Here is a 1,345-nt window from a genome sequence, read left to right on the forward strand (position 1 = left end):
TTGCGGCTACTTTGATAAAAGTTTAGTCAATGCAAATAGCAGTCATAGGAGCAGGTGCAGCCGGTTATTTTGCGGCCTTTTCATGCAAGCGGCATCATCCTGATGCGCAAGTCACGATTTTTGAGAAAACCAGTAAAGTACTTCAGAAAGTAAAAGTCTCCGGAGGTGGCCGATGCAATGTGACACACAATGCTCCAAACATATCTGACCTGACCAAACATTACCCTAGAGGTGCTAATCAACTTAAAAAGTGTTTTGGCCATTTTAATGTAAAAAGCACAATTGAGTGGTTTGAAGGTAGAGGCGTGAAACTTAAGTCAGAAGCGGATAATCGAATGTTTCCTGTCTCAGACAGTTCTCAAACAATTATCGATTGCTTCAATAAAGAAGCCGCTCAATTAGATATAGAAATACTACTTAAAAGCCCGGTAAAACGAATTAATATCATAGAGAAAGGTTTTGAGCTTGAGGTAGGTGGGCAGGTGAGACAGTTTGATAAAGTGATCATCACCTCTGGTGGGAGTCCAAAATTAGAAGGCTTTAAATGGCTGAGTGATTTAGGGCATGAGATTAAACCTCCTGTGCCATCGCTATTTACATTTAACATGCCCGGTAATCCTATAACCAAGCTGATGGGTCTGAGTGTAAATGATGCTTCAGTAAAAATCGTAGGGTCAAAACTGCAATATACCGGTCCATTGCTCATTACGCACTGGGGCATGAGCGGCCCTGCAGTATTGAAACTATCTGCCTGGGGTGCCAGAGAGTTGTATGATAAAAATTATGACTTTAAAGTACAGGTCAATTGGTCAGGCTATAGCTCTGAAGAAGAGCTTAGAGGTTTTTTGGGTGAGGTGCGGGATAGCAAAAAGAAGATATCTAATTACAATCCAATTGAAGCAATCCCAGGTAGATTATGGAGTTTTCTACTTGACAAAATACAGGCAGATCAAGAAAAAAGATGGCTTGATCTCGATAAGAAGTCATTTAATAAATTGGTCAATGTCTTGATTAATGACCAGTATGACGTAAAAGGCAAAACTACTTTTAAAGAAGAGTTTGTGACGTGCGGTGGCGTTGCTCTTGAGGATGTAAACTTCAAGACCATGGAAAGCAGAAAAGTGCCAGGAATGTATTTTGCCGGAGAGGTCTTAGATGTCGATGGCATTACCGGAGGATTTAATTTTCAGGCTGCTTGGTCAACCGCATTTGTCGCTGGTAAATTAGATTCTGCTGATTTGAACTAAACTAAAGCCTATTAAACAGGTTATTATTATAAAATAGAAAAATTATGATTGCAGTAATTTCACCTGCTAAAACCCTAGATTTCGAAACTAAAATAGAC

General features: G+C 39.7%; 1 protein-coding gene. It reads left to right on the top strand.

What is annotated here, in order from left to right:
• Positions 1-29: 29 nt before the first annotated feature.
• The gene (locus E1176_RS04560; protein ID WP_155209389.1) at positions 30-1,247 is read left to right on the top strand and encodes a BaiN/RdsA family NAD(P)/FAD-dependent oxidoreductase; all 1,218 of its coding nucleotides are present in this window, start codon (positions 30-32) and stop codon (positions 1,245-1,247) included.
• The last annotated feature ends 98 nt before the right edge of the window (positions 1,248-1,345 follow it).

The organism is Fulvivirga aurantia, from assembly GCF_009711475.1.
In the GTDB taxonomy this organism is placed as follows: Bacteria; Bacteroidota; Bacteroidia; order Cytophagales; family Cyclobacteriaceae; genus Fulvivirga; species Fulvivirga aurantia.